Genomic DNA, 22032 nt, shown 5'->3' on the forward strand with positions numbered 1-22032 from the left:
CGATTCCTAATTCCAATCTGTTCCCACGGCAAAATCCCCTGCCGCCGCCGCAGCCGGAATGGCCGGCGCATCCGGGACGCTCTCCTTGCCTGCCTGGGCGGGCAGGGCCAGGACTTCCCGCGCTCTTTCCGCCGGGTTTGCGATTTTCCCGGTTTCGGTATCCATGGTCACTTTATGGCCGGCGCCCACATATACGGCGATCCCTTCGTTTCTTCTTACATGGACCCGCCCTTCGGTAACCCGCAGGCTAAGGCCGTCAAATTCAAAACTGGTCCCCCGTACCGAAGCGGTTACCGTAGGGCTCCGTACCGTAAAGTCTGTCCTTCCCCCTGCGGGGGGCGAAACATCCGCCCTGACCCTCCCGGTTTGCAGGTACAGCCCCACCTGCTCATTGCCCGCAAGCTCCTGTATTTCCTGCAGGGTCAGCCGGGTCAGGGGCCGGACCGTGAGCAGGGAATTTCCCAGGCTGATCAATGCCGTGCTATTAAACCCCGTGGATATTGCCGTTGCCGTCTCTATACGCTGCCCCACAATGGCGGCAGTCCATCCCGCCGCCCCCGGCGCCCGTAGCTCCACAGTCCCGCTGAATTCCCGGATAAACGCCCGCTCTTCCCCGGTATTCTGGGCGGATAAAGTCCCGCATACAAACAGCAGAATTACTGCGATCTTTTTCATCTCTGTCTCCTTTTTTCAATAGCGGCAAATTACAATGACAACGTTATTCCCGTCGAAATTTTCCATTGCACCGGGGTGTCCTGGTAAAACGCGCCTCCCAGGCCCGGAAAAAAGGCCCCGCCCTCAAGGGTAAGCCGGATAGCCGATTCAGGCGCCCATGCCGCAGAAGCGTACAGCTCGGCGCCCAAAAAGGGGGAGCTTGAGCCAGGGTCCAGATCGGCATTGAAATAGGTTTCCCGGTCGGTTCTGATAAAATAGGCCGCCCCCGCAGCAGCGGATACTTCGCTGTGCAGCCGGACGGTATAGGAGCCGTTTAGGCTCATGAGGGCGGAAATCCGGGGAGTAAATATTTCACCCTGACTGATGCCGTTCAGGGGCAGAAAAGCCCCAAGGAAGTCACTGGTTGCCCCGCTGGACCAGCGGATCCGCGCAGAAAGCATGTCCTGCAAAGCGCTCGGGGGTTCCCAATCCGCGCCGCCTGAAACGGCGAAGCCCAGCTGTAGGTCCTGCTCTTCAATAAATTCCACTGAGGCGGCAAGGTTCAGGGTGAGGGGTTCAATGGGCGTAAAAAAGTAATGACCCAAAAGGTATTGGCTGTGAAGAGAGTCCTGCCCGTTGAGGTCAAATTGGGCAAGGCCGTTCAGGGCCAAAAAAGTCCGGCTGGTCAAATCGGGAAACTCCCCGGTAACAGCGAACAAAAAACGCCGGGATGCTGAATAACTGTCCCCATCTCCATAGTCCAGGGATTTATGGTAATTGTCATAGTCCTGTTTGGTCAGCAGTATCGCTGCGCTTTCCTTGTACAAAAGCCCGGTATAATAGACCCCCAGGGAAAGCCGCGCCTTATCAAATAAAAAAGCGCCGTTCACACCATCAAAGAGCCCTGATACGATCATTTCCGCAGAATCTTTAACAGGCTGCCGCCCGAAACTTACATAGGCCCGGGAAAGAGGCCGCCAGGTAAGTTCTGTCCGTTCCACTTCAAAGAGGAGAGGATCCATCTCTCCGTCCTCATACTCCGCAGTTAAACGCCCGGAAGCATAATACGAAAGCCCTTCCTGTAAAACGCCGGAAATCCATGGGGTCATGGTCCCGGTAAAAACGAAATCACCCGCATCATCATTGATAGTACCGTATTCCGGCGTTATGCCGAGCACGAGCCCAAAATCCGCTCCAAAGGCGGTAAACCCGGCGGCAAGGAGCAGCAAAAGGAGAAAACCTGTTTTTAATTTCATAGTTCTCTGTCCCCAACCAGGCTAAGCACATTCCCCAGGATCTGCAAAAATCGTTCCCCCGTTACTCCCCTTGCGGGGTCGCCGGGCGGGGGGATAAGCCGACGGTACGCCAATTCCCGGTAGGCGTAGTGCGGCCCCGGGAAGGTCCTGTAGAGAAATCCGCCCTTGAGCTCAAAGGCTTGCATAATAAGATAGGAAAGTTCCCCCAAATTGACCGGGCTGTCCCCGGGTTCGGGCAGCCAGCGCTGCGCAACAGCAAAACTAAAGGCCGTGTCCATGTCATTGGAAAACGTATGGGGGGTACGCGCCCCTTCGGAAGCGGTCAACACAAAATAAGCGGCTTGGCGGCGGTTTAGCTCAGGGCTTTCCAGTACCCCGTCCATAATGGAAGCGGTCTGGGCATGGGCAAACCCGGGGAACAGTAAAAATAGAAGGATAAAAATGAATGCCATATCATATACTATATTCTGAATGGTTTGAAATGTCATTGAAATTGAATTATAAAATTTAAAAAATAATACACAAATAGTGTCGTTTGCGGGAGTTTACTCCCGATTATTAAAAAACCGGGAGTAAACTCCCGGTTTGTAAAATCACACTATTATTGTATCCCGGAACCTAGAGCTTTGCTAATTCTTCCCGCTTCGTAAGCCCTGTCTTAAAGTAAATATGGCTGATATGGTTTTCCACGGTATGTAAACGTAACGAAAGGGCCTTTGCAATCTGGTGATTATCATAATGCTGTTTTACCAGGGCCAGGGTCTCCCGTTCCCGCCGGGTAAATTTAGCGTACACATCGGGCTGTGCGTTGATTTTAATTTCCAGCCGGGGATCAATAAACAGCTCCCCCCGCATCACCGTATCAATGGCCTGCAAAAGTTCCGTTTCGCCTGCCGATTTCGGCACATACCCCATGGCCCCGTTGCCGATGGCCGACCTGATGCGGAAGGGATCCTCATACACTGAACATACCAACACTGCGGGTATTTTGGCTTTCCGCAGGTCGCAGTATTTTTTCAGGTACCCAATAAAATCAAGCCCGTTCTCCTCTCCCAGGGAAATATCCAGAATTACCACATCCACCGGAAAATGAAGCTCCATAACCCGCTGCGCCGCCTCCAGGGAACCCGCCTCCCCGGCAATGGAACAACGCCCCGTATCGGTCAGGCAGGAGGCCAAACCCCGCCGTGTCAGCGGATGATCTTCGATCAATAAAACCTTGATTTTATCTTTACCCATCCTTTTAACCCCGAATCAGCAAGTTAAACCGACTATACAACGGTCTTTGAAAAAGAAACAAGGGATGGTAATGGGCGGATCTGCACGACGACAAACGGAAGTTTTACGGATCCATCGATAATCTTCACTTAATTATAGAAAATTATTGACAAATTGATATTTTCTTCATATAATTATAGATTATGATAAACAGACCGGAATACCTGGCGGATCTGCTCAGGTGGAAAGACAAGGACGACCTTATAAAAATTATTACCGGGGTCAGGCGCTGCGGTAAGTCAACATTACTCATGCTATTCCAGGATTATTTGAGGAACAATGGTGTTAAGGATAGCCAGATTCTGGACATCAATCTTGAGATGGCGGCAAACGATACTTTACTGGACTGGAAAGCGCTTCACCGGTATGTGGAAGGCCATGCGGCAAAGGGCAAAAAGACCTACGTTTTGCTTGACGAAATTCAGATGGTAAGCGATTTTCCCAGGGCGGTAAACAGTCTGCGGCTCAAGAAGAATATTGACGTTTATGTAACCGGTTCCAATGCTTCCATGTTATCCAAGGATATAAAAAATGTTCTTGGCGGTCGGACCATCGAAATTAAGATGCTGCCATTTTCTTTTAAGGAATACCTCTCATCGTTCCCTGAGAATGATCGGACAGAGCTGGATAAGAAATACAACGACTATGTGACCCGAGGTTCGTTTCCCCAAACAATAGAGTTTTATACGAATACCGCTGCTTATGATGAGCGGGCATGGCATACCTATATGGACAGTGTGTATAACACCATCATAGTTAAGGATGTCCTGTCCCGGCAGGGGATTCAGGAGTTCTCTAAACTGGAGCGGGTTATCGCTTTTATGTTCAGTACTATTGGGAGCGAGACTTCTATCAATAATATGGGAACCACCATTAACAATGATATGAAGGGTAAACCAACGGATAGTAAGATCCATGCGTTGACCATTGAAAGGTACCTTGAAAGTCTGCTTGACGGTTATGTGTTTTACAAGGTTAATCCGAGCTATTTGAGAGGTAAGAACCGGCTTCGCAGTAATGCTAAATACTACGCGGTGGATGCGGGCCTTCGGTACTTCCTTTTGGGCGGTACTGCAATAAACGACGCCGGCCATGTACTCGAAAACGTGGTGTACCTGGAACTGCTTCGCCGGGGCTACGATGTGGAGTTTGGTAAGATAGGTGATACTGAGATTGATTTTGTCGCCCGGAAGCCCGGCGGGAAGGTAGAGTATTATCAGGTGACACAGACTTTGATGGACAAGAAGGTTCTGGAGAGGGAATTGGGGCCGTTGCAGCAGATACAGGACAATTACCCAAAATTTATATTAAGCCGGGATTATGATAGCAGCAATTTTGCCGGTATCCGGCATATCAATGTGCTTGAATGGTTGACGAAGAAATAGATTTCTATTGTAAACAAAAAAAGACGGTACAGCGGATACGCCATACCGTCCTTATCGTTTTTTTACATCCGCCCGGTGCTATTTGCCACGGGACACCTTCCTTTTTATAATCCTTTAGCCTATCGCTGCAGAACCGGTTTCGCCGGTCCGGATACGGATGCACTCTTCCACGGGGAGGATGAAGATTTTTCCATCCCCGATTTCCCCGCTGCGGGCGCCGCGGATTATGGCGTCCACCGTGGGCTTTACAAAGTTATCGTTCACCGCAATTTCAATGCGTACCTTCTTTAAAAGGTTTACTTCAATCTCAACACCGCGATACTGCTCGGTGTAACCTTTCTGCTGACCGCAGCCCATGGCGTTGGTTACGGAAATCTTGTAGACCTCGGCCTTGTACAATTCCTGCTTAACTTCGTTCAGCACATGGGGCTGTATATATGCAATAATCAGTTTCATTCTTTGCCTCCTCCTTACATGTTACTGAAAATCTGGAAGCCTGCGTAAGCTTCCGACTTGTGTTCGCTGCGATCGAGTCCTATCGCTTCTTCTTTGACACTGACCCGCAGTCCTACGGTCGCCTTAATCAGGAGGAAGAGGATAAGACTGGTGACGGCTGCCCATGCGCCTACGGACACGATGCCAAGGGCCTGGATGCCAAGCTGGGTGAATCCACCGCCATGGAGGACGCCAACCGCGACGCCGTCCACCTGACCCCAGATACCGACCGCCAGGGTACCAAAGATACCGCAGACCAGGTGTACCGATGCGGCGCCGACCGGGTCATCGATCTTAAGAACCTTATCGATAAACTCGACCGAGAGAACGACGAGCACACCGGCGATAAGGCCGATGGCAACGGATGCGCCGGGACTTACCACGGCGCAGGGGGCGGTAATACCCACAAGACCTGCCAGAAGTCCGTTCAGTGTCATGGAACAATCGGGTTTCTTGAACCAAATCCAGGAGAAAAACAGCGCCCCGACAGCCCCTGCGGAAGCCGCAAGAAGTGTAGTAACGCAGACACGGGCAATATTAAGGCCGCTCCAGATTCCGCCATCCCCCACGGTTGCTATACCGGTTGAAGCGCCGTTGAAGCCGAACCAACCGAAGAACAGAAGAAGCACACCGAGGGCCGCATAGGGGATATTATGTCCCGGAAACGCTTTAACCGAAACTTTTCCGTCCGCCCCTTTGGTATATTTCCCGATACGGGGGCCCAGGACCGCAGCGCCCATCAGAGCCGCCCAGCCGCCCACAGAGTGGACCACCGTGGAACCGGCGAAGTCGTGGAAACCAAGCTGTGCAAGCCAGCCATCGCCGCTCCATATCCAGTGACCGGAAATGGGGTAAATAAACGCCGAAATAAAACAGGTATAAATCAGGTATGACTTAAACTTGGTCCGTTCCGCCATGGCGCCTGAAACAATGGTCGCCGCAGTGGCAGCAAAAACTACCTGGAAGAACCACGATTTGTAGAAGCCGCCGGAATCAAAGTCCAGTCCCATAGGACTATGGAAAAACTCCGAGGTACCGATAAATCCGCCCTTATCCTGGCCGTACATGAACGCCCACCCTATGGCCCAATACACGATTGCGCCTAAGCAAAAGTCCATCACATTTTTCATGGTGATGTTGGTGGCATTTTTTGCCTGGGTAAGACCGGTCTCTACCAGGGCAAATCCCGCCTGCATGATAAAGACCAGGATTGCACCCAGGAACAGCCAGATCACATCAAGCGAAAATCCCAGGGATTCGATACTTTCCTCGGCAAAGAGGGAAACGCCCCCCATGCACAGGGTTAGTATCAACAAAACAAACAACTTTTTTCGCACCTTTTTGTCCTCCTAATACGTTGTTAGTATATGTGTAGCAAGGACCATGCCAAGTAGGGGGAAAGGGAGAAGAACGACACGTAATTCGCAGTTTAGCTAGGATTTAAACACAGAGATGTGGAGGAAACACGGGGGACACGAAGAAAACACAGAGACACGGAGGAAACACAGAGAGCACGGAGGAAGCGAGGGGGGATCGGGGATACATTATTCTTTTCCTCCCCTCTGTGTTTTTCTTCTTCCCTGTGATCCTGATTTTCTCATTATTATGGCTTTCTACGTTTTTGTACCTTTTTTAACTGTTCCTACATTTTTGTTGTTCTGTAGAGGCGCCAGTTGATACCGTAGTGATGGACCCGAAGGCCCATTTGCCGTTCGGTAATGCCAAGGCGGCGGGCGGCGGAGGCCATATTACCGTCGGCGATCTTCAGGGCCTCTACGATAAGCTCTTTTTCCATGCGGGAAAGGGCCGCTTCCAGGGTGGTGGTGGGCTCGGTATTGGTGGAGGCCGCAGACTGCAGACTGGGGGGGAGGTCGTAGGAGTGGATCACCTGGTCCTTGGAGAGGATCACCGCACGCTCGATGGCGTTTTCTAACTCCCGGACATTGCCGGGCCAGGAATAGCTGGTAAGGAGGTCGATGGCGGGGGTAGATATGCGCTTGATGAGCTTGCCGTTCTTGGCGGCGTACTTTTCGGAAAAGTAATCCGCCAGGAGGACGATGTCGCTTTTCCGTTCCCGCAGGGGGGGGATCTGGATGGGGAATACGTTGAGCCGGTAGTAGAGATCATCCCGGAAACGACCGGACTTGACCTCCTCTTCCAGGTTCCGGTTGGTGGCGGTGATGAGCCGGACATCGACCTTAATGGTAGAGGTTCCGCCCACCCGTTCAAGCTCCCGCTCCTGGAGCACCCGCAGGAGCTTTACCTGAACCTGGGGGGAAAGTTCTCCGATTTCGTCCAAAAACAGGGTTCCCGAATGGGCTAGCTCAAAACGGCCTTTGCGCTGCTTGTCTGCCCCGGTAAAGGCCCCCCGTTCATGGCCGAAGAGCTCGCTTTCAATAAGGCTTTCCGGGATAGCGGCGCAGTTGACCTTAATCAGGGGCGCCCCCACCCGTTTGGAGAGCCGGTGGATTTCTGCGGCGATAAGTTCCTTGCCGGTACCGCTTTCGCCGGTGATGAGCACCGTGGCGTCACTGGGGGCCACCCGGGAAAGCATCTCGTGGACGGTCCGCATGGCGTTACTGGTTCCGATGATCTCGCTTCCCGATATGATCCGGCCGCCGCTCTGGTCCCGGTTGATCCGCTCATCCACGGCCATGCCGCCGTTCTGGTGGAGCCGGAACTGTTCTTCGGTAATCCGCTCACGGAGTTTGGCGGAATCCGCTATTATAGAAGAAACCTTCTCCAGAAAAGCCCGATCCCCGGCTATCCTGGCTTCCACATCCTCATGCAGGATCCGCCGTTCCGCGCTGAGGGTACCGATCACGGCGCCTCCGGACCGTATGGGTACGCAATAATAGGTAAGCCCCACCATGTCTGCCTTAGCCCGGTTTTTAGCCCGGTTGAGGAAGTGGGTTTCCTTGGAAAGATCCGGGACGGTGATGGAGATCCCCGATTCAAAGACCCGGCCCACCAGGCCTTCTCCCAGGCGGTAGATGCCCCGTTTTTTTTCTTCGGCGCTTAAACCGTAGGCTTCCTCAACCTTGAGGAGCCCCGTGGCCCGATCCAGAAGCGTAACCATCCCCCAGGTCAATCCCGCCCGGACTTCCAAGAGGCTGAGCAGGGGACCTAAAGCTGTCCTGAGTTCAACGTGTTTGTCAAAGGTTCGGGCTATATCGAACAGAAGTTCCAACTCATCCCGTTCAGAAACGATTTCGGATTGCATAAAAAGATGATACTACGAATATGTAGGATTTGCTAGCGCTATTTTACTATTTTTTCCGTTCATCGATCTTGGTGATAACAATATTGGACAGAATTTTGTATTGCGGGGGAAGCAGTTCCGCATCGGGGGCATCGTACCGGGCCAGGAGCTCCCTGAATTCGGATTCCGAGAGTTCATATTTTTTTTGCTTGTAATGGATAAAGGCAATCTCGTACTCTGCAGCACAGGCATAGTCGTTGCTTGAGGGAAACCGCTCCAGTATAGTTTCATAGTATCCCAGGGCCTGATTATACCGGTTCCGGTCCGAAGCTTCCTGAGCCCGCTGCACTATTTCCGCCGGGGTGGCAGTATCCGGGATATTCACCGGCCCGGAGGAGCAGCTTGAAGCTAACACGACAACAGAGGTAAGAAGGACAGTTAATTTGAGGAAACGCATACCTTTTTTATACTACGGGATACGGGTAAAAACAAGGTCACGAGTCACTTTTTACTCTTCAGTGCCTTGAAAGAGGACGTACAATTCGTCCTTTTCGGGGAGGCTCTTTTTCAGTTCCCGGATATAGGTCCGGGTATCGCCCATTTCCTCGTAGGTGTCGCAATTATCAAGATAACGCCGGGTTATGGTGCAATACTTATAGAGCTTTTCCTCACCGAGCTTCTTTTTCCACTTTCCGGCGGCGCAACGGATCCGGAGTACGTACCGGTCATCGCCGGTGGATTTTTCCGGGACCAGTTTACAATGGATACAATTGGCGCAGTAAATTTTTCCGGCATGAAAATCCTGCTCTTCCGTCGGATAGTCATCCGCCGGGTCAATCGATTGATGTTTCTCCTCTTCCTGTTCCTCCACGTCCGCAATCCGGATCATACGCTTACCACCTTTTAATTCTTTCTTAACTGAGCAAATACTCTGAAATATCCCGGTTTTAGTCAATATGTATATATATTGACTAAAATAAAGATTTATGCAAATTTATACATATGAAAAAGCATCGATACCGTCCCCGCGTAATGGCGGGGCCTCGCTTTTAAGTTCCCCCCCCTGTATTCTTATAAGAAATTTATCGGTATTTTTTGAACGGGATATTATTCTTTATCCCGATGAGGAGGTTCGCTTTGATCGTTGGCATTATCGGCGCCACCGGATATGCGGGCGCCGAATTGGTTCGGCTGCTTGCGGGGCATCCCGGGGTGACCGGGTTCGCCTTGGCTTCGGTAAGCTATGAGGGTGACCGGATTGAACATATTTATCCCAATTTTTTGGGGAAAATCGAATCTACCCTGGTAAAACCGGAGGAGGTGATTTCCCGGTCCCAGGTGGTTTTTGCGGCCCTGCCTCACGGGGTGGGGGAGCCCTTTGCTAAGACCTGTATTGAAAAGAGTATCCCCTTCATCGACCTTTCTGCGGATTTTCGTTTTGACGATGACGAGGAAACCTTCGCCGCCTGGTATGGTAAATCATTTGTATATAAGGAATTACGAAACTATTCCGTCTACGGGCTCCCGGAGTTGAACCGTTCCCGTATTAAGGAACTGGCTTCTTCGAAAAAGCTTATCATTGGTAACCCCGGCTGTTATCCCACCGGAGCTTCCCTGGGGGCCTTCCCCGCCCTGGCGAAGGGTATGGCGGGGCCGGGAACTATTATCGTAGATTCCGCTTCCGGGGTTACGGGCGGCGGCCGGGAACCAAGCCGTTCCTTCCACTACCCCGAATGCGCGGATTCCTTAGCCCCCTACAAGGTGGGCGCCCACCGGCACACCCCGGAAATTGCCCGGAACTTCCAAGCCATGACAGCCAGGGCAGCTACGTCCGCGCCTGTGCAGCAAGGGCCGGCGGTGATCTTTACTCCCCATTTGGCGCCCATGAATCGGGGTATACTCAGTACCATCTACATTCCCCTGGCGGAGGCCTGGCGGCCCAAGGGAAAAACGGCCGGCGCCCCTCGGCCGCCTACAAAGGAGATTGAGGAAAAGGCTGGGGAGATCCGCCGGGTATACGAAGATTTTTACAAGGACGAACCCTTTGTCCGGGTCCTTCCGGCGGGGGTCATCGCCGCAAGCGGCCGGGTCCGGCAGTCCAACTTTTGCGACATATCGATCCACCTGGATCAGGCCGGTACTACCCTCCTGGCGGTTTCCGCCATCGACAATATGGTTAAGGGCGCCGCGGGACAGGCGGTTCAGAATATGAATATCATTTTCGGCTTTGACGAAACCGACGGGCTAAAGACTATACCGGCTTTATTCTAGGACCTGTCCGGGCTTGTGATCTGACTTAGGATTATGTCAAGATAAACGGAGACTACGGGTCTTCATAAAGAGGAAAAGACAATGAAGGAAGTACTTAATAACAACGATAGGGCGGAGGTGCTGGTCCATGCGTTGCCCTATATACAGGCCTACCAGGGCAAGACCGTGGTGGTAAAGTACGGCGGGAACGCCATGATCAACGCCGAGCTGAAAGCTGCGGTGATCCAGGACCTGATCCTCATGAGCTGCGTGGGGATACGGACAGTGCTGGTCCATGGGGGCGGCCCGGAAATTGAGTCCATGCTTAACAGCCTGGGCAAGGAGAGCCGCTTCGTTCAGGGGCTGCGCTATACCGATGAGGAGACCATGGAAATTGTCCAGATGGTCCTCTGCGGTAAGGTGAACAAGGATATCACCGCGCTGATCCAGCAGGCCGGCGGCAAGGCGCTGGGCCTTTGCGGTATAGACGGGGGGCTTCTTCTGGGAAGGTTCCTCAAATCCGCCGGGGAAGATCTGGGGTTTGTGGGGGAAATTGAAACCGTGAACGCCTCGGTTCTGGAGACCGTGCTGGAAAGCGGCGCTATCCCGGTGGTTTCCTCCGTAGCCCTGGGTACCGGCGACGCTGAGGGGCATATCCTCAACGTTAATGCGGATACCGCGGCCGCCCAAATTGCCGTGGCTATTAAGGCGGAGAAGCTCATCCTGATAACCGACGTACAGGGCATACTCCGGAATGTTCAGGACCCGGACTCCCTGATAAAACAGCTGCCCCGTTCGGAGCTTGAGAATCTGAAAAAACAGGGTGTGGTAAGCAAGGGGATGATCCCCAAGACTGAATGCTGCAGCCTCGCCCTGGACGGCGGGGTAAAGAAGGCCCATATCATCGACGGGCGTCTTCCCCATGCGCTGCTCATCGAGCTGTTCACCGACGAGGGCATTGGGACGATGATTGAAGCGTAGTATTAGTGCTAGTACCATTACGATAAGGGGGATGCTATGAGCGATGTGTTTATGAATACCTACCACCGGCTGCCGGTTACCTTTGCTAAGGGTGATGGCGCCTGGCTTACGGATATTACGGGGAAGCGGTACCTGGATTTTACCGCCGGGATTGCCGTGAACTGTTTGGGCCACGGATACCCGGCCTTGGTAAAGGCCATTGCGGATCAGGCGGCGAAGCTCAACCACGTGTGTAACTATTACCAAAGCGATGTAAGCGCCGCCTTCGCAGAAAAGCTGGTGGCAGCCTGTTCCGGGGCGGGGATGCAGAAGCTGTTCCTGGGGAACTCCGGGGCTGAGGCCAACGAAGGGGCCTGTAAAATAGCCCGGAAATATTCCTTAAAAAAATACGGAGAAGGGCGGCATCAGATTGTAACCCTTAGGGGGAGTTTCCACGGCAGGACCATCACCACCCTGGCGGCAACCGGGCAGGATAAGTTTCATCAGGACTTCGGCCCCTTTACCGAGGGCTTTCTCTATGCACCCGGCGGGGACATAGACGCCCTGGACAGGGCCCTTGACAGAAATACGGTGGCGGGGCTTCTCATCGAGGCCATCCAGGGGGAAAGCGGTATCGTGCCCCAAACGCCGGAGTATATCGCCGCCGCGGCAAAACTTTGCGCCGAACGGGACATACTGCTCATGTTTGACGAGGTCCAGTGCGGGGTGGGCAGGACCGGAACCTTCCTGGCCTGTGAAGCCTACCATGACGAGCATGGTTTAGGGGTCAAACCCGACGTGGTCACCCTGGCCAAGGGCCTTTCCGCCGGTCTTCCCGTGGGCGCCGTCCTGGCGGGGGAAAAGGCTGCGGATACCCTCGGGAACAGCGACCACGGCAGCACCTTTGGCGGCAATCCTCTGGCCGCAGCCGCAGGATTGGTGGTGCTGGAAACCGTAAACAACCCGGCTTTCCTCAAAGAAATTACCCGGAAAGGCGAGAAGATCAGGGCGGATATCCGGGCCTGGAATCACCCTAAGGTGAAGGAGATCCGTGGCCGGGGCCTCATGATTGGTGTGGATATCACCGATGACGCCTGGCCGATTCTGGAAAAAGCCATAGCCCGGGCGGACGCGAAAACACCGGGGCTCCTGATCCTCAGCGCCGGGCCCAAGACCCTGCGTTTCCTGCCGCCGTATATCATCAGCGATGCTGAGATTGAACAGGGGCTGGGAATATTGAGAGATTTATTGTAGCCGACGGGATTTTGTAGAATTACTGTACAGATTCGTTAAACTGTTTGATATGATTCTCGATTTCGCCGCAGGAAACTTCGCCGGAAGTTCCGGGCCGGAACAGGAGTGAAGTGCCCGCTACAAAAATGTTTGCCCCTGCGGAGCGCATCTTGAGGGCATTTTCTAAGGTCACGTTGCCGTCAACCTCAATTTCCACCTCCGCAAAACCCCGGTCATCCAGCAGGGTCCGCAGACGCTTAATCTTGTCCAGGGTTTGGGGGATTAGTTTTTGACCGGCGAACCCGGGGTTAACGGTCATCAAGAGGACCGCGTCAACATCGGGAAGGACATCCTCAATTGTCATCAGCGGGGTTGCCGGATTCAGGGCGACCATGGGTTTTGCCCCCAGGGTGCGGATTTTATGCAGTACACGCTGGAGATGCCTGGTGGTCTCCACATGTACGGAAACATATTCTCCCCCCTGCGGCAGGAACCATTCCAGCTTTTCCCCGGGATTTTCGATCATCAGGTGTATGTCCAGGGGAATGGAGGAACCCCTACGGATCTGCCGGGTCATATCGGTACCCAGCATCAGGTTTGGCACAAAGGATCCGTCCATAACATCAATGTGCAAATAGGGGATATGGTTAGTTTCAAAAATATCAATGGTATCCCGCAGATAAAAGAGATCAGCGCACATCATGGAAGGGGAAAGTTTTGGGGCTAACATGTTTTTTATTTCCCCCAGGGTTTCACCACTACCCGCATGCCCTGGTGTCCTTCGGCAACTTCGAAGGCCTCCTGTATCTTGTCCAGGTTGAAGCGATGGGAGATGTAGGGCTTAATATCCGGCCTGCCTGCGGCGATAAGTTCAATGGCCTGCTGGTGATGCCGGGGCAGGGAACCATGGGCGCCGAGTACAAAAAGTTCCTTATAGTGAATAATGTTGGTGTCCAGGGTGACCGTACTGCCCGCCGGTAATCCGCCAAAAAAATTTACCCGCGCCCGGTTCTTGGCCATTTTCAGGGCGTCAACATGGGATTGGGGTGAGGGATTTGCCGTAAAGATAACATCGGCGCCAAGCCCGCCGGTTTCTTCCAATACCCTTTGTATAGCATTTTCTTCTGAGGAACAGATGTACACATCGGCGCCGAATTTTTTGGCCCCCTCCAGCCGCGGCCGGGAACGCTGTACCACAATTACCTTTGTGGCGCCGGACATATAGGCAATGGGAATGATCATACAGCCGATGGGTCCTGCGCCGATGATGACCACCGTGTCCCCCAGGCGGATATTGGTTAGTTCTACTGCATTAAGAACACAGGCCAGGGGTTCCGCCAGGGCAGCTTCGTCATAGCTCATGGCATCCGGTATTTTATGTACCGGGCCGTAATTAACCACCGTTTTATTTAATAACACATATTCCGCAAAGCTGCCGGCGAACTGATAGCCCATGGCATAGTTAATCTGGCAGTTATTGCCAATCCCCGCTTCACAAAAAACACATTCACCACAGGGAACGTCCGCACCGATTGCCACCCGGTCACCCTTCTTAAATTTAGTAACATTGGCGCCCAGCTCAACGATCTCTCCGGACGCTTCATGCCCAAGGATTTGCGGGGGTTTAACCCGGGAATTCCCATGATGAAAGATACGTATATCCGACCCGCACACCGCACAGGATTGCACCTTTACTAAAACACTATCCGCATCAACGGTGGGTGTGGGAACTTCCCGTACTTCAATTTTATCCTTATCCAGATAGACCGCTGCTTTCATTTTAATCCTCTTTATTGGTAAACATAATCTTTACATAAAATTCTTCGCGTTTCCGGGCAATATCAAAGGCCGTACCACAATCGGCAAAACTGAACCGATGGGTTATCAGTTTTTCTAAGCGCAGTATCCCCTTATTCATACATTGAATGGCCAGTTTCCAATCATTATGGGTCTCATTGTAACTGGAGTTCCAGGTTCCCCGCAGGGTAAGCTGTTTCCTCAGTATTTCCCAATAGGCCTTCTGGGGAATGTCCATGTTCTTTGCAGGGTTGCCCATAAGGACCACCTTGCCAAAGGTTTTGGCGGTTTTTAAACATCCTTCCAGGGTAGCGGAAACTCCGGCGGCTTCAAGCGCCACATCCGCCCCTTTCCCCTGGGTGATGCCCTTTATATATTCACCGGGATCGGTAGTTTTACTGTCCACCGTATGGATAAAACCCAATTCCCGGGCAAAATCCAGTTTTTTCTTGTCCACATCGATAAGCGCTACCTGAGCGGCCCCCCATCCTGCGGCAATCTGGGCTGCCAAAAGACCAATGGTTCCGGCGCCGAAGATCGCCACCGTGTCCCCTAAGCCAATCCCTGCTTGGCTCAGGGCATGGATGGCCACGGCGCAGGGCTCACACATGGCGGCATGTTCAAAGGGAACCGTTTCGGGAATAAACACCAGGTTCCATTTTTTTACCGCAATATATTCTGCAAAGGCGCCATCCCGGCGGGAACCATAGTAATCATAATCCTGACATTGGGGGTATTCGCCGATTTGGCAGGCCTCACATTTGTTGCAGGGAATAAGGGGGAAAACCGCCGCTTTTTTGCCTATCAGATGTTGATCTTCCGCCGAGGCTTCCACAATTTCTCCGGCAAATTCATGGCCGGGGATGGTCGGAAAGTGATAGGTGCCCTTTTCAAATACCCGGGGAATATCGGAACCGCAGATTCCCGCAGCCCGCACTTTTAATAAAACTTCATCCGGTTTCCTGGTAGGTACCGGAACTTGTTCGTACCGTAAATCACCGATACCATGCAAATTACAAGCCATCATTGATTGCATTTTTTATTCCGTAATAAGCGGACGGAAATAGTCCACGCTTTCTTTTAAATCCCGAATAATACGGAATTCCGTATCCCAATGTTCCCGGTGTGAAATCTCGAACGCAAAAAGCACATCGGTTGCGCCGCTTTTCTTTACGGTATCCATTACCCGTTCCCGGGTAATAATGCCGGTTTTGTTGGCTTCTTCTGTAAACGGCGCGTGATTCGATTTGTGCAGTACCGTCTGCTGCAAATGAATGATCGGGGACACCGGCGCGAGTTGTTCAATCCACGGATAGGGGTCCCGCTGGTCAGGGTGGGGAGCGTGGCCCACATCAAGACATACCTTAAGAGGCGCCCCGGAATGGGCATTAACCCGGGCCAGGAGTTCCTTGGTTTCTTCAATGGTATTAGCCATTTCCCGGGGAACGCTCATGGGTTCGAAGATAAGGCACTCATAGCCCTGTTCTTTGGCGTAGAAACTCAGTTCCTGCCAACCCTTGACCGCTTCATCCAGGATATATTTTTGTTTATCCCCATTATCGTAGGTATCGAAGGTCATAATACCAAAATGAGAACCGGCGTTTTTGGCGCCAAAGCGTTGCCCAATATCCAGAAATCGCTTGAACCAGTCCAGCCAAAATTGCCGTGCCTCCGGATCGGGACTCATCAAGTGATTAACCCGGGTGAAAGCGCTGGTAAAAAGACTCTCCACAACGATATCGTATTCTTTAATCGCAATACCTATGCGTTTGATTTGACTTTCTATATAATCCTTTGGCCAAAAAGGATTGATGATGTCCGCCACCAACTGTACATACCGGAGCCCCAGATCCTTCCGTACCACTCTGGTCCAGACTTCCGGTTCCGGATATTTATTGATTGCAAACCCTAAATTGATACCTAAACGATAGCTCATAACCAAACCCTTGGGATAGCGGTAAATAATATGTTACATATTTAGTTATACCCCATAACTTATTGAGATAATAAACGGGGGGATTGTATTTGTCAATAAAAATCTTGATTTTGCCTTTGTTTTTGTTACAATTCTATCAATTGGTTTAAATGCAGCAGCCACTTGCACATTTTTCATTTTTATTGCTAGGCTCATCACAACATGGCATACGATAAAAAGCTGGATCAGCAGCAAATTGCTCAAACCAATAAATACAATGTGCTCCGCTGCCTGATACGGGAGGGACCGATTAACCGGGCTGCCATTGCGAAACGGATGGGCCTTAGCCTTCCCACGGTTATGGCCATTGTGGATGATTTATCAGAAAAAAAAGTGGTGCGATCCATAGGCAAGGGTGAATTCGGCGTAGGAAAACCGCCGGATATCCTGGAAATGGAACCGGAGCGGTTTTTCTATATAGGCGCCGATATAGGACGTAGTACCATCCGTTTTGTGGTGAATAATGCGGTGGGTGAAGAAATTGCCTGCATGAAGGAGCCTACGGAAGATCCCTTTCCGGAGGAACAATTTATCGGGCATGTTAAAAAGCTTCTGCTGGAATTCATTGGGCAGCTGAATACGGACAAAGAACGGATCATGGGAGTAGGTATTGCCATGCCGGGGCTTATTGAGAGCGGAACCGGGAAGGTGCTCCTCGCGCCTGACTTTGGCTGGCAGAATATACCCCTCCAGGACTGGTTGCAGGAGGGCTTGCCCTATCCGGTGCTGGTAAAAAACTCAACCCATGCGTTGGCGGTAAATGAAAGCTTTGTAAAAGGTAAGGATGATGGGAATACCACTTTTTGTGTAAACCTGGGGTATGGAATAGGCGCCGCCATCATTTCCGGGGAAAACCTCTATAGCGGGACCAGCGGAATCAGCGGAGAATTAGGACATTGTGTGGTGGATCGGGATGGCCCCCTTTGTAAATGCGGAAATATCGGATGTTTGGAGGCAGTAGCCTCCGGCGAAGCTATAGCCCGGCAAGCGCAGACTATTATTACCCACCATGGCCGTTCAAAGATCGTGGAACTCTGCGGGGGCAGGGCCGCAAAAATTGACGCTCAAATGGTCTTTGAAGCCGCAAATGCGGGGGACAGCCTGTCCCTTAAGATTATTAACACCGCAGCAAATTATATCGGCATAGCGATTTCCATGGCAGTTAATATACTGGATCCCGATAGGGTGGTGATTTGCGGCGGCCTTATGCGAAACGGCCCCTATTTCTTTGAGCGGATCAAAGCCAGTGTGGAGGAACACATAATGCCCTGTCCCAGCCGCAACCTCATGCTCTCCATGGGCGCCAAAGGGGAATACGGTACCGCCCACGGCGCCTGCCGGGTACTGATGAACACCCTCTGGGCCGAGCGGGCGTTGATGATTTAAGGTACGTTTTACCTATTTCGAAGATCCTATTCAATCGTATAAATCAATTCCCAAAAATCATAAAAAAACAAAAACAAAAGCAAAGATTTTTGTTGACAAATCAGAATTCCCCGTTTATCATCTTAATATGTTATACGGTTTAACTAAAAAGGGGAAAATTATTGATTTTACCTAAAAAACAGACCATTATAACCGATAGCTGCGGGTTTGTAGGGGATAATATCTTATATGGTATAACATATATCCCCCTTATTAATTTGATACAAGGAGCTTAATCAATGACAAGCAATGAAAAGAAACAGATGATACAGACTGAACTTCAGAAGAATGACGGCATTCTTCGTTTTGCCCCTTGCTGGGTGGCCCGGAACTTTATGCAGCCCGGCCGGCGGCTCAAGTTGGATCCCCGGGATTATTACGCCCTGGGCGGCGCCAAAGGCGGCATTGACGAACGATGGTTTGCCTCTACCACTCCGGCGGATAACGCCGAATATACCATAGAGAATGAAGGCTTGAGTTTTGTGGTGGTAAATACCGCAAGCGGCCCCCAGCAGATCCTCTTTAAAGAAATTGTCGATATCATGGGGGATGTGATCATCGGCGCAGAACCAATGAACAAATACGGCCGCTGGATGATTTTTTCTAAGTTTTTTGATAATATGGGGCCCATCGCTCACCATGTACATCTCATGGACGAACACGCCAAGAATGTTAATATGCTGGGCAAGCCGGAAGCCTATTTTTTCCCGCCCCAACAAAACAATGTGAACAATAATTTTCCCCATACCTATTTTGGGCTTAACCCCGGGGTAACCAAGGACGATGTGATCCGTTGCCTTAAGGCCTGGGCTGAACGGGGGGATAATAATATTCTGGATCTCGCCAGGGCGTACCGCCTTGAGGTCGGTACCGGTTGGGATGTACCTCCGGGCATACTCCACGCCCCGGGATCCCTCCTGACCTATGAACCCCAGCGGGCCAGCGACGTATCAATTTTCTTCCAGTCCCAAGTGGAAGGCCGCCATAATGCCCGTGATACCCTTACCAAGGATATCCCCAAGGATAAACACTATGACTACGATTACCTGTTCAGCATCCTCGACTGGAAACTGAACGTGGATCCCAATTTCAAGGAAAACCACTTTCTTCTGCCAAAACCGGCGGCGGATGAAAAGCTTATGGCCGAAAAGGGTTATTCGGAAAAATGGGTTGTCTACGGCAGCAGTCATTTCAGCGCCAAGGAACTGACCGTATTCCCCGGCAGAACCGTGACCATCACCGATGCTGCGGCTTATGGGCTTATCATGATGCAGGGTTACGGAACCTTGAACAAAGTAAAGATCGAGACCCCCAATATGATCCGGTTCGGAGAATTAACTTCCGATGAAATGTTTGTTACCGATGCCGCGGCGCGTAAGGGCGTTGTTATTACCAACAACAGTGACTATGAGAATATTGTGATGCTCAAACATTTTGGTCCTGAAAATCCGGAAGCGGCCGGCTTGATAAAGAGGTATACCGTGTAACGGTGCGGTAATACCAAATTGAGTGGGAAATCAGAGCATTTTTAATGCATGATTACTATATTATTCCATGGAGGATGAGTATGAAGAGGAGAAGCAGAATTTCCGCAGTAACCCTTGCTTTTGCAATGGTGTTTATGACTTTGGCGTCTCAAGCGGTATTTGCAGGTGGCGGGCAGCAGAAAAAGTCCGATGGTACAATACGGATTGGGTTTATCAACGCCTTTTTGACTACGCCGTATCAGGCCCCGCTGGACGCGGCGGCGGTGAAAAGGGCAAAAGAACTGGGTGTTGAACTGATCCTTGTTGACGGTAAGGCCGACAGCGCAACGATGCTGAGCCAGGCGCAGTCCTTTATCGATCAGAAAGTTGATGCAATTATGTTCGTCCCCGCCGACATGGCCGGTTCCATTACCATTGTCAAGGCGATCCATGCGGCGGGCATTCCGGTTATCGGCGTTAATTCCCGGCCGGATCCTTCCGTGGAGAACCTCCTCGCCACCCAGGTAAGCTGCGATCTTGAATACGAAGGCGAAGTTATCGGGAAACTCGTGGCGTCCCATTTCCCCCAGGGCGGGAAAGCGGTTACCATTGAAGGCTTTGCCGGTACCGAAGCGCAGCAAAAGCGAACTGCGGGCTTCAAGAAAGGGCTTGCCGGGTCAAAGGTTGAAGTGGTTCAGGAAGTTATTGCCGATTGGGATCGTGCAAAGGCGATGAGCGCCGCCGACGATCTTATTACCCGCATCCCGGATCTTAAGATTATCTTTGCCCAGGATGACAGTATGGCTTTTGGCGCGATTGAAGCGGTAAAGGCGGCGGGCAAGATGGATCAGATCAAGGTGTACGGTATTGGATTCATGGGCGACGAATCCCGGGCATATCTCAAGTCCGGTGAACTCCAGGGCACCTGCACCCAGTCACCGTCCTACGAAGGCGTCACCGGCCTTGAGCTGGCTGTAAAGGTTATCAAGGGTGAGAAGGTAGATGCGTACTATCGGACCGAAGCTCTCCCCGTATCCAAGGAAAATGCCGACAGCATTGATCATGGGTTTAATGTGAATTAGTATCAGTACGGTAGCATTGTACCGGAAGGGCCGCGCTTGTACGGCGTATGAGCGCGGCCCTTTCCAATTATCATCTGCGAGGTAGCGGTTTGGCTGATTTTATTCTTGAGATGAAGCACATCACCAAAAAGTTCCCCGGCGTAGTTGCTTTGGACGATGTGAGCTTCAGCGTGGAGACCGGGGATGTCCATGCCCTCGTTGGTGAAAACGGCGCAGGAAAATCGACCCTGATGAAAATATTAAACGGGGTTTATTTTGCCGATTTAGGGGACATACTGATAAATGGCCGGGGTGTCGAACTGGGGGATCCCCTCCACGCACAGAAAGAGGGGATTTCGATCATATTCCAGGAATTTAATCTGGTATCAATGTTAAGCGTCGCGGAAAATATTTTTATCGGCCGCCTTGGTTTTGGCAAAAAGGCGGTGGACTGGAAAACATTGAATCAAAAGGCCAAGGAACTGCTTGACAAACTGAATTATCAGCTGGACCCAACGGAAATCGTCAGCAATTTGACGGTTGCCCAGATGCAGATGATCGAAATTGCCAAAGCTCTTTCCTTTGATTCAAAAATTATCATCATGGACGAACCGTCCTCGGTGCTCACCGACAATGAGCTTGAAAAATTGTTCAGCATAATCCGTAATTTGAAAAAAGACGGGATAACCGTAATATATATTTCCCATCGCTTGGAAGAGGTCTTTAAAATTTGCGACAAGGTTACTGTTTTGCGGGATGGTAAGGTCATTGACACAAAGCCCGTATCAGAATTGTCCCGGGAACAGATCATCGAGAAGATGGTTGGCCGCAAAATGGATCAGGAGTTCCCCAAACGGGAAAGCGCTATCGGTGAAGTGGTCATGTCGGTGAAGAATCTGAACCGGGGAAAAATGGTCAGGGATATCAGTTTCGATCTGCGTAAGGGTGAAATTCTGGGTATTGCGGGCCTTGTAGGAGCGGGAAGAACTGAAGTTGCCCGCGCCATATTCGGCGCCGATAAAAAAGAAACCGGGACCATTGAAATACACGGTAAGGTTCAGAATATCGATTCTCCCTATGATGCCAAATCCTGCGGTATTGCGCTCATGCCGGAAGACCGGAAACTGCACGGGCTCCTTCTCGAAATGCCCATCACCTATAATATTTCGCTGACGAATTTCTTAAAGGTAAAATCAAAATTCGGCACTTTAACAAACAGGAAAGAACGGAGCCATGCGGAATCGTTCCGCGCTTCCCTGCAGATTAAAACGCCGTCGGTTACCCAGCGGGTCAAGTTCCTTTCCGGCGGCAATCAGCAGAAGGTGGTCATAGCGAAATGGCTCTTCTCCGATGTGGACATTCTCATCATGGACGAGCCGACCCGGGGCATTGATGTCGGAGCGAAATACGAAATTTATCTCCTCATGAACCGGCTTGTACAGCAGGGGAAGTCGGTAATTCTGATTTCTTCGGAATTGAATGAGATAATTGCCCTGAGCGATCGGGTACTGGTTATGCGTCAGGGAAAGATAAACGCTTCCTTTGAAAAAGAGGATATAACGGCGGAGCGGGTACTCAAAGCGGCGATAGGTTAG

21 protein-coding genes are annotated in these 22032 nt (G+C 51.5%); 8 read left to right on the forward strand and 13 right to left on the reverse strand.

Going from position 1 to position 22032, the window contains the following annotated elements; genetic code table 11:
- Nucleotides 1–6: 6 nt before the first annotated feature.
- The 4 genes from TPRIMZ1_RS0114650 to TPRIMZ1_RS0114665 form a co-directional block, all read right to left on the reverse strand.
- A complete protein-coding gene (locus TPRIMZ1_RS0114650) occupies nucleotides 7–675 on the reverse strand; it encodes a FecR family protein (protein WP_010261786.1) in 669 nt (222 codons plus the stop codon).
- Nucleotides 676–704: 29 nt separating this feature from the next.
- Nucleotides 705–1910 carry a hypothetical protein gene (locus TPRIMZ1_RS0114655; protein ID WP_010261790.1) on the reverse strand — a complete coding sequence of 402 codons (1206 nt, stop codon included), beginning with the start codon at nucleotides 1908–1910 and terminating at the stop codon, nucleotides 705–707.
- Nucleotides 1907–2362 (reverse strand): hypothetical protein, encoded by a 456-nt coding sequence (locus TPRIMZ1_RS0114660; protein WP_051004328.1) that lies wholly within the window; start codon nucleotides 2360–2362, stop codon nucleotides 1907–1909. The genes TPRIMZ1_RS0114655 and TPRIMZ1_RS0114660 overlap by 4 nt, the downstream gene beginning before the upstream one ends.
- 166 nt (nucleotides 2363–2528) lie before the next feature.
- A complete protein-coding gene (locus tag TPRIMZ1_RS0114665) occupies nucleotides 2529–3149 on the reverse strand; it encodes a response regulator transcription factor (RefSeq protein ID WP_010261796.1) in 621 nt (206 codons plus the stop codon).
- 182 nt (nucleotides 3150–3331) lie between these two features.
- Here TPRIMZ1_RS0114665 and TPRIMZ1_RS0114670 point away from each other — a divergent pair, with 182 nt between their 5' ends.
- A complete protein-coding gene (locus tag TPRIMZ1_RS0114670; protein WP_010261800.1) occupies nucleotides 3332–4573 on the forward strand; it encodes an ATP-binding protein in 1242 nt (413 codons plus the stop codon).
- Nucleotides 4574–4687: 114 nt separating this feature from the next.
- Here the strand turns inward: TPRIMZ1_RS0114670 and TPRIMZ1_RS0114675 are convergent, their stop codons facing one another.
- From TPRIMZ1_RS0114675 to TPRIMZ1_RS0114695, 5 genes are all read right to left on the reverse strand, one after another.
- Nucleotides 4688–5029 carry a P-II family nitrogen regulator gene (locus tag TPRIMZ1_RS0114675; protein ID WP_010261804.1) on the reverse strand — a complete coding sequence of 114 codons (342 nt, stop codon included), beginning with the start codon at nucleotides 5027–5029 and terminating at the stop codon, nucleotides 4688–4690.
- A 14-nt stretch (nucleotides 5030–5043) separates the two neighbouring features.
- Nucleotides 5044–6405 carry an ammonium transporter gene (locus tag TPRIMZ1_RS0114680; protein WP_010261806.1) on the reverse strand — a complete coding sequence of 454 codons (1362 nt, stop codon included), beginning with the start codon at nucleotides 6403–6405 and terminating at the stop codon, nucleotides 5044–5046.
- Between the two features lie 305 nt (nucleotides 6406–6710).
- The gene (locus tag TPRIMZ1_RS0114685) at nucleotides 6711–8291 is read right to left on the reverse strand and encodes a sigma-54-dependent Fis family transcriptional regulator (protein WP_010261808.1); all 1581 of its coding nucleotides are present in this window, start codon (nucleotides 8289–8291) and stop codon (nucleotides 6711–6713) included.
- A gap of 46 nt (nucleotides 8292–8337) precedes the next feature.
- A complete protein-coding gene (locus TPRIMZ1_RS0114690) occupies nucleotides 8338–8727 on the reverse strand; it encodes a tetratricopeptide repeat protein (RefSeq protein ID WP_010261810.1) in 390 nt (129 codons plus the stop codon).
- A gap of 51 nt (nucleotides 8728–8778) precedes the next feature.
- A complete protein-coding gene (locus tag TPRIMZ1_RS0114695; protein WP_010261812.1) occupies nucleotides 8779–9159 on the reverse strand; it encodes a hypothetical protein in 381 nt (126 codons plus the stop codon).
- A 248-nt stretch (nucleotides 9160–9407) separates the two neighbouring features.
- Here TPRIMZ1_RS0114695 and argC point away from each other — a divergent pair, with 248 nt between their 5' ends.
- The 3 genes from argC (at nucleotide 9408) to TPRIMZ1_RS0114710 (ending at nucleotide 12734) form a co-directional block, all read left to right on the forward strand.
- Nucleotides 9408–10541: an N-acetyl-gamma-glutamyl-phosphate reductase gene (argC, locus tag TPRIMZ1_RS0114700; protein WP_010261813.1), complete on the forward strand. Its 1134-nt coding sequence runs from the start codon at nucleotides 9408–9410 to the stop codon at nucleotides 10539–10541.
- A gap of 81 nt (nucleotides 10542–10622) precedes the next feature.
- The gene (gene argB, locus TPRIMZ1_RS0114705) at nucleotides 10623–11501 is read left to right on the forward strand and encodes an acetylglutamate kinase (protein WP_010261815.1); all 879 of its coding nucleotides are present in this window, start codon (nucleotides 10623–10625) and stop codon (nucleotides 11499–11501) included.
- A 36-nt stretch (nucleotides 11502–11537) separates the two neighbouring features.
- Nucleotides 11538–12734 carry an aspartate aminotransferase family protein gene (locus tag TPRIMZ1_RS0114710; RefSeq protein WP_010261817.1) on the forward strand — a complete coding sequence of 399 codons (1197 nt, stop codon included), beginning with the start codon at nucleotides 11538–11540 and terminating at the stop codon, nucleotides 12732–12734.
- Between the two features lie 19 nt (nucleotides 12735–12753).
- Here the strand turns inward: TPRIMZ1_RS0114710 and rpe are convergent, their stop codons facing one another.
- The 4 genes from rpe to TPRIMZ1_RS0114730 are packed head-to-tail and all read right to left on the reverse strand — an operon-like array spanning nucleotide 12754 to nucleotide 16446.
- The gene (rpe, locus tag TPRIMZ1_RS0114715) at nucleotides 12754–13443 is read right to left on the reverse strand and encodes a ribulose-phosphate 3-epimerase (RefSeq protein WP_010261819.1); all 690 of its coding nucleotides are present in this window, start codon (nucleotides 13441–13443) and stop codon (nucleotides 12754–12756) included.
- A 5-nt stretch (nucleotides 13444–13448) separates the two neighbouring features.
- Nucleotides 13449–14492, reverse strand: coding sequence for a zinc-dependent dehydrogenase (locus TPRIMZ1_RS0114720; protein WP_010261821.1), 1044 nt, complete (start codon nucleotides 14490–14492; stop codon nucleotides 13449–13451).
- 1 nt (nucleotide 14493) lies between these two features.
- A complete protein-coding gene (locus TPRIMZ1_RS0114725) occupies nucleotides 14494–15546 on the reverse strand; it encodes a galactitol-1-phosphate 5-dehydrogenase (RefSeq protein ID WP_100217102.1) in 1053 nt (350 codons plus the stop codon).
- A gap of 3 nt (nucleotides 15547–15549) precedes the next feature.
- A complete protein-coding gene (locus TPRIMZ1_RS0114730; protein WP_010261825.1) occupies nucleotides 15550–16446 on the reverse strand; it encodes a sugar phosphate isomerase/epimerase family protein in 897 nt (298 codons plus the stop codon).
- Nucleotides 16447–16647: 201 nt separating this feature from the next.
- Here TPRIMZ1_RS0114730 and TPRIMZ1_RS0114735 point away from each other — a divergent pair, with 201 nt between their 5' ends.
- From TPRIMZ1_RS0114735 to TPRIMZ1_RS19225, 4 genes are all read left to right on the forward strand, one after another.
- On the forward strand, nucleotides 16648–17871 hold the full coding sequence (locus TPRIMZ1_RS0114735) for an ROK family transcriptional regulator (RefSeq protein WP_010261827.1): 1224 nt from the start codon (nucleotides 16648–16650) through the stop codon (nucleotides 17869–17871).
- A 278-nt stretch (nucleotides 17872–18149) separates the two neighbouring features.
- Nucleotides 18150–19397: a hypothetical protein gene (locus tag TPRIMZ1_RS0114745; RefSeq protein WP_010261828.1), complete on the forward strand. Its 1248-nt coding sequence runs from the start codon at nucleotides 18150–18152 to the stop codon at nucleotides 19395–19397.
- Between the two features lie 80 nt (nucleotides 19398–19477).
- Nucleotides 19478–20458 carry a sugar ABC transporter substrate-binding protein gene (locus tag TPRIMZ1_RS0114750; protein WP_010261830.1) on the forward strand — a complete coding sequence of 327 codons (981 nt, stop codon included), beginning with the start codon at nucleotides 19478–19480 and terminating at the stop codon, nucleotides 20456–20458.
- A gap of 89 nt (nucleotides 20459–20547) precedes the next feature.
- Complete coding sequence (locus TPRIMZ1_RS19225) at nucleotides 20548–22032, forward strand: sugar ABC transporter ATP-binding protein (protein WP_038079019.1); 1485 nt, start codon at nucleotides 20548–20550, stop codon at nucleotides 22030–22032.

Origin of the sequence: Treponema primitia ZAS-1 (assembly GCF_000297095.1) — a bacterium.
In the GTDB taxonomy this organism is placed as follows: domain Bacteria; phylum Spirochaetota; class Spirochaetia; order Treponematales; family Breznakiellaceae; genus Termitinema; species Termitinema primitia_A.

Excerpts from the sequence above, each read along its gene's own strand:
- TPRIMZ1_RS0114675 (WP_010261804.1), bottom strand. The coding sequence starts at position 5,029 with ATGAAACTGATTATTGCATATATACAGCCCCATGTGCTGAACGAAGTT.
- TPRIMZ1_RS0114665 (WP_010261796.1), bottom strand. The coding sequence starts at position 3,149 with ATGGGTAAAGATAAAATCAAGGTTTTATTGATCGAAGATCATCCGCTG.
- argB (WP_010261815.1), top strand. The coding sequence starts at position 10,623 with ATGAAGGAAGTACTTAATAACAACGATAGGGCGGAGGTGCTGGTCCAT.
- TPRIMZ1_RS0114670 (WP_010261800.1), top strand. The coding sequence starts at position 3,332 with ATGATAAACAGACCGGAATACCTGGCGGATCTGCTCAGGTGGAAAGAC.
- TPRIMZ1_RS0114750 (WP_010261830.1), top strand. The coding sequence starts at position 19,478 with ATGAAGAGGAGAAGCAGAATTTCCGCAGTAACCCTTGCTTTTGCAATG.
- TPRIMZ1_RS0114660 (WP_051004328.1), bottom strand. The coding sequence starts at position 2,362 with ATGGCATTCATTTTTATCCTTCTATTTTTACTGTTCCCCGGGTTTGCC.
- TPRIMZ1_RS0114735 (WP_010261827.1), top strand. The coding sequence starts at position 16,648 with ATGGCATACGATAAAAAGCTGGATCAGCAGCAAATTGCTCAAACCAAT.
- rpe (WP_010261819.1), bottom strand. The coding sequence starts at position 13,443 with ATGTTAGCCCCAAAACTTTCCCCTTCCATGATGTGCGCTGATCTCTTT.
- TPRIMZ1_RS0114710 (WP_010261817.1), top strand. The coding sequence starts at position 11,538 with ATGAGCGATGTGTTTATGAATACCTACCACCGGCTGCCGGTTACCTTT.
- TPRIMZ1_RS0114690 (WP_010261810.1), bottom strand. The coding sequence starts at position 8,727 with ATGCGTTTCCTCAAATTAACTGTCCTTCTTACCTCTGTTGTCGTGTTA.
- TPRIMZ1_RS0114685 (WP_010261808.1), bottom strand. The coding sequence starts at position 8,291 with ATGCAATCCGAAATCGTTTCTGAACGGGATGAGTTGGAACTTCTGTTC.
- TPRIMZ1_RS0114730 (WP_010261825.1), bottom strand. The coding sequence starts at position 16,446 with ATGAGCTATCGTTTAGGTATCAATTTAGGGTTTGCAATCAATAAATAT.
- TPRIMZ1_RS0114655 (WP_010261790.1), bottom strand. The coding sequence starts at position 1,910 with ATGAAATTAAAAACAGGTTTTCTCCTTTTGCTGCTCCTTGCCGCCGGG.
- TPRIMZ1_RS0114695 (WP_010261812.1), bottom strand. The coding sequence starts at position 9,159 with ATGATCCGGATTGCGGACGTGGAGGAACAGGAAGAGGAGAAACATCAA.
- TPRIMZ1_RS0114745 (WP_010261828.1), top strand. The coding sequence starts at position 18,150 with ATGACAAGCAATGAAAAGAAACAGATGATACAGACTGAACTTCAGAAG.
- TPRIMZ1_RS0114725 (WP_100217102.1), bottom strand. The coding sequence starts at position 15,546 with ATGCAATCAATGATGGCTTGTAATTTGCATGGTATCGGTGATTTACGG.
- TPRIMZ1_RS0114650 (WP_010261786.1), bottom strand. The coding sequence starts at position 675 with ATGAAAAAGATCGCAGTAATTCTGCTGTTTGTATGCGGGACTTTATCC.
- TPRIMZ1_RS0114720 (WP_010261821.1), bottom strand. The coding sequence starts at position 14,492 with ATGAAAGCAGCGGTCTATCTGGATAAGGATAAAATTGAAGTACGGGAA.